5 protein-coding genes are annotated in these 4,715 nt (G+C 67.2%); all 5 read right to left on the bottom strand.

Annotated elements, in window-relative coordinates; genetic code table 11:
* Positions 1-193 precede the first annotated feature (193 nt).
* A complete protein-coding gene (locus ACFWY9_RS01385) occupies positions 194-511 on the bottom strand; it encodes a hypothetical protein (protein WP_378329486.1) in 318 nt (105 codons plus the stop codon).
* Complete coding sequence (locus ACFWY9_RS01390; RefSeq protein ID WP_378337867.1) at positions 508-1,236, bottom strand: hypothetical protein; 729 nt, start codon at positions 1,234-1,236, stop codon at positions 508-510. The genes ACFWY9_RS01385 and ACFWY9_RS01390 overlap by 4 nt, the downstream gene beginning before the upstream one ends.
* A gap of 128 nt (positions 1,237-1,364) precedes the next feature.
* On the bottom strand, positions 1,365-2,234 hold the full coding sequence (locus tag ACFWY9_RS01395; RefSeq protein WP_378337868.1) for an aldehyde dehydrogenase family protein: 870 nt from the start codon (positions 2,232-2,234) through the stop codon (positions 1,365-1,367).
* On the bottom strand, positions 2,227-3,660 hold the full coding sequence (locus ACFWY9_RS01400) for an aldehyde dehydrogenase family protein (RefSeq protein ID WP_378337869.1): 1,434 nt from the start codon (positions 3,658-3,660) through the stop codon (positions 2,227-2,229). The genes ACFWY9_RS01395 and ACFWY9_RS01400 overlap by 8 nt, the downstream gene beginning before the upstream one ends.
* A complete protein-coding gene (gene deoC, locus ACFWY9_RS01405) occupies positions 3,660-4,634 on the bottom strand; it encodes a deoxyribose-phosphate aldolase (RefSeq protein WP_378337870.1) in 975 nt (324 codons plus the stop codon). The genes ACFWY9_RS01400 and deoC overlap by 1 nt, the downstream gene beginning before the upstream one ends.
* Positions 4,635-4,715 lie beyond the last annotated feature (81 nt).

Below are 4,715 nucleotides of genomic sequence, written 5' to 3' on the forward strand. Positions count from 1 at the left end.
GCGTCGATCTGTTGCTTTATGGGCTCGATCATGTGCGAAAGGATGTCGGGTACCCAGGACAGGATGTCGTTGACCCGATCGAAGAACTGCCGGATCTTGTTATCGATTTCCTTGAGCTTGGCGATCGCTGCCTCGATGACGGCGTTGCCGCTGTCGGCGGACGTCATGTTCCTCCCCTTGGGTCCGTGACCTGTCAGTTGCCATCAAGGACACCGCTGATGCGATTCCCGTGCTCCTCCTCGGTGCGCTCGTACATTCCGGCCGCGTTGCGGAGCACCTCGGCGAGGGCATCGAAGTTCACGGCGGCCTGCTGGGACATATCCTGGAGGAGTTGCCGCATGTCGTTGTACTGCCGATGAAAACCTGCCCGTGCCGCGTAGCTCATCACGTCGTCTTCGGCCAGTGACATCGCCGCGATCTCCCGGGTAGGGCCCAGGAGGCTATCGGCGGCTTGATTCCACACCTTCGCGTCCGATCGTAAGGCTTCCAAGGCCACTTCGGTGTCGCTCATTGCCGGTCGTCTCCTTCGGGTTCAGTAGGGGAACTTCGCGGGATGAGGCCGGTGCGGCGCATCAGGCGTTGCGGGTCGAAGAGCAGGCTCATGATCTCGTTGATGGCCGGGCTGTCCGGGATGACCTGGTTCGGAGCGCCTTCTGTGTGGAGAGCTTGAAGTACGTCAAGGACTTCGCTCTCGATTTCGGCATTGCGTGCAGACGCCGCCCAGTTCGGATCGATCGAGCACTCGGTGATTCGGCCATTCAGCGCAGTTCCTGACACGTGACCACCCGCGCTTTCGCGGGAGACAGGTGAGTCGACGTTGGCTGTGGCCCGCTCCATGAACTGTTTTATTTCGGCGTCGGCTGCTTGAGAGAGGCGGTCCATGTCGGCGGCGGTCAGCGGTGATTCTTCAGCCTGGCTCGCGTCGCTGGAGGACCACATGTGGAGGTCATGTCCCTGCGGGTTCTCCACTTGCCAGGCGAGCGCCTGCATTGTGGCGGTGTTGGCGGCGGCCACCACGCTGCCGTGTAGGGCCCTCGGGCCGACCGACTGCTTCCAGCCTGGTTCGAGCTTCACGGCGATCGGCTGTCCGGTCGACGCGATGTGCACAGTGATGATCGCATCGCCATCACTGCCGGTGATGCTCTCGGTGTCCTCGGACTGCGGATCCGACGTTGACGGTGGCTGGTCCTCTTCCCACTCGTCGTCCTCTTCGAAGCCCCACCGTTCCTCGTCCATCAGCGACCCTCCCAGCGCTGTGTCCTGGTCGCTAACGTAACACGTGACGAGTAAGTCACGCTCCGTGATCGACGGAGCTTTGCAGTGTGTCTCTGAGGCGCGAGCCCGCCTCAGAGACACACCTGTGGTCAGACGCCGGTGGGGTGCCAGACGGTCTTCGCTTCCAGATAGCGGCGCAGCCGGGACAGGTCGGGCGCGGTGGTCCAGTCCGGTTCGGCATTCGGCACGGTCAGGACGCGTTTCACCGTGCCGGCGGCTTCGCGGGCGAGGTCGGCCCGGTCGGCGGGTGTGGCGCCGGTGGGGTCGAGGGCGTTGACGTCGCCGTGGGAGGCGAGCCAGGGACCCAGTTCGGCGGCGCGGCCGGTGAGGATGTTCGCGACGCCGCCGGGAAGGTCCGACGTGGCAAGGACTTCCGACAGGGTGATCGCGGGCAGCGGACGTTCGGCGCTGGAGACGACGACCGCCGTCGAGCCGGTCGCCAGTACTGGCGCCAGGACACTGACCAAGCCGAGCAGCGACGACTGCTGCGGCGCGAGCACGCCGACGACGCCGGTCGGTTCCGGGACGGTGAACGAGAAGTACGGCCCCGCGACGGGATTCGCCGCGCCCAGCACGGTCGCGATCTTGTCCGTCCAGCCCGCGTACCAGACCCACCGGTCGATCGAAGCGTCTACAAGGGACTGTGCCTTCTTCGCGGTGACGCCCTCGGACGCGCCGACCTCGCTGATGAACTGCTCGCGGCGGCCCTCCAGCATCTCGGCGACGCGGTAGAGCACCTGGCCGCGGTTGTACGCCGTCGCCGACGACCAGCCGCCGAGCGCCTTGCGTGCCGCGACCACCGCGTCCCGCACGTCCTTGCGCGAGGCGTGCGCGGCGTTCGCGAGGAACTTCCCCTTCGGATCGGTGACCGGGTACACCCGCCCCGATTCCGAGCGCGGGAACTTCCCGCCGATGTAGAGCTTGTACGTCTTGGCGACGGACAGCCGGGTCTCAGACATCGAGGTACGCCTCCAGCCCGGTGCGCCCGCCCTCGCGGCCGAATCCGGATTCCTGATAGCCGCCGAACGGTGCGGCGGGGTCGAAGCGGTTGAAGGTGTTGGCCCAGACGACGCCCGCGCGTAGCTGGTTCGCCATCCACAGGATCCGGGAGCCCTTTTCCGTCCAGATCCCGGCCGACAGCCCGTACGGCGTGTTGTTCGCCTTGGCCACCGCCTCGTCCGGAGTGCGGAACGTCAGCACCGAAAGGACCGGCCCGAAGATCTCCTCGCGGGCGATCCGCATCGACTGGTGCACGTCGGAGAACACCGTGGGGGCGAAGAAGAATCCGCGATCCGGCACCGGGCACGGGCTCGTCCAGCGCTGCGCGCCCTCGGCGTCGCCCGACTCGACGAGGCCCTTGATCTTCGCCAGCTGCTCGGCGGAGTTGATCGCGCCGATGTCGGTGTTCTTGTCCAGCGGGTCGCCGAGCCGCAGCGTCGAAACACGGTGGCGCAGCTTGTCCAGCAGCTCGTCCACAATGGATTCCTGGGCGAGCAGCCGGGAACCCGCGCAGCAGACGTGGCCCTGGTTGAAGAAGATCCCGTTGACGATGCCCTCGACGGCCTGATCCAGCGGCGCGTCCTCGAACACGACGTTCGCCGCCTTGCCGCCCAGTTCCAGTGTCAGCTTCTTCGGCGTGCCCGCGACCTGGCGCTGGATCAGCTTCCCGACGTCGGTCGAGCCGGTGAACGCGATCTTGTCCACATCGGAATGCTCCACAATGGACGAACCAATGTCACCGGCGCCGGGCAGGATGTTGACCACGCCCGGCGGAAGCTCGGCCTGCTGGCAGATCTCGGCGAAAACCAGCGCCGTCAGCGGCGTGGTCTCGGCGGGCTTCAGCACCACCGTGTTGCCGGTGGCCAGCGCGGGCGCGATCTTCCACGCCAGCATAAGCAGCGGGAAGTTCCACGGGATGATCTGACCCGCGACGCCGAGTGGCCGCGGCGAAGGTCCGTAGCCCGCGTAGTCGAGCTTGTCGGCCCAGCCCGCGTGGTAGAAGAAGTGCGCGGCGGCCGTCGGCACGTCGGAGTCGCGCGACTCCTTGATCGGCTTGCCGTTGTCCAGCGTCTCCAGCACGGCCAGCTCGCGCGAGCGTTCCTGGATCAGCCGCGCGATCCGGAACAGGTACTTCGCCCGCTCGGTGCCCGGCATCTTCGACCAGACGGAGTTGTACGCCTTGCGGGCCGCCTTGACCGCGGTGTCCACATCGGACACCGAAGCGGTACCGACCTCCGCGAGGACCTCTTCGGTGGCAGGGTTGATCGACTTCAGTGGCTCACCCGAGCCGTCGACGAATTCGCCGTTGACGAACGGCCGGTAATGGTCCTTGAGATTCGCGATGGCGCGCGATTCCGGCGCGGGTGCGTAATCGAAAACGGGCATCAGTCCACCGTCACGTAGTCGGGGCCGCTGTAGTGGCCGTCGGTCTGGGTGCGGCGTTGCAGCAGCAGGTCGTTGAGCAGGCTCGACGCGCCGAAGCGGAACAGGTCCGGGGTCAGCCACTGCTCGCCGGCGACCTCGTGCACCGCGACCAGGTACTTGATCGCGTCCTTGGTGGTCCGGATCCCGCCCGCGGGCTTGACGCCGCGGAGTTCGCCGGTGTGGGTGAACCAGTCGCGCACCGCCTGCAGCATTACGTGCGTGACGGGCAGTGTCGCGGCGGGGGAGACCTTGCCGGTGGAGGTCTTGATGAAGTCACCGCCCGCCAGCAGCGCGAGCCAGGAGGCGCGGCGCACGTTGTCGTACGTCGCCAGCTCGCCGGTCTCCAGGATGACCTTGAGGTGCGCCTCGCCGCAGGCGGCCTTCACCGCTTGGATCTCCTCGAAGACGTCCAGGTAGCGGCCTTCGAGGAAGGCGCCGCGGTCGATCACCATGTCGACCTCGTGCGCGCCCGCGTCGACGGCGATCTTCGTGTCGGCCAGCTTGATCTCGCGGCTCGTGCGCCCGGCGGGGAAGCCGGTCGCGACGCTCGCGACGTGTACGCCGCTGCCTTTCAGCGCTTCGACGGCCGTCGCGACCATGTCCGGGTACACGCACACGGCGCCGACGCGCGGCGTGTCCGGCCGCTCCGGATCGGGCCGCAGCGCCTTGGTGGCGAGCGCGCGGACCTTGCCGCGGGTGTCGGCACCCTCGAGCGTGGTCAGGTCGACCATGGAGATGGCGGTGTCGATCGCCCAGCGCTTGGCGTCCTTCTTGATGCTGCGGGTGGCCAGGCCCGCCGCGCGCTGCTCGACACCGACCTGGTCGACGCCGGGCAGCCCGTGCAGGAACCGGCGCAGGCTCGCCTCGTCGCGAGTCGCGTCCGTCAGCGGTGCCGGGGTGGCCGGCACCGCTGACGAGCTGGTCGTAGCTGTCATGCCGTTGAGTGTATGCGGCGGGTCCGACAGGGGCCGAAAGGTCCGTGAAGGCCTCCTTACCGGCGCTCAGTGCCGGTAAGG

The organism is Amycolatopsis sp. NPDC059027 (assembly GCF_042739735.1).
Lineage (GTDB): Bacteria > Actinomycetota > Actinomycetes > Mycobacteriales > Pseudonocardiaceae > Amycolatopsis.

Excerpts from the sequence above, each read along its gene's own strand:
- ACFWY9_RS01385 (WP_378329486.1), bottom strand. The coding sequence starts at position 511 with ATGAGCGACACCGAAGTGGCCTTGGAAGCCTTACGATCGGACGCGAAG.
- ACFWY9_RS01390 (WP_378337867.1), bottom strand. The coding sequence starts at position 1,236 with ATGGACGAGGAACGGTGGGGCTTCGAAGAGGACGACGAGTGGGAAGAG.
- ACFWY9_RS01395 (WP_378337868.1), bottom strand. The coding sequence starts at position 2,234 with ATGTCTGAGACCCGGCTGTCCGTCGCCAAGACGTACAAGCTCTACATC.
- ACFWY9_RS01400 (WP_378337869.1), bottom strand. The coding sequence starts at position 3,660 with ATGCCCGTTTTCGATTACGCACCCGCGCCGGAATCGCGCGCCATCGCG.
- deoC (WP_378337870.1), bottom strand. The coding sequence starts at position 4,634 with ATGACAGCTACGACCAGCTCGTCAGCGGTGCCGGCCACCCCGGCACCG.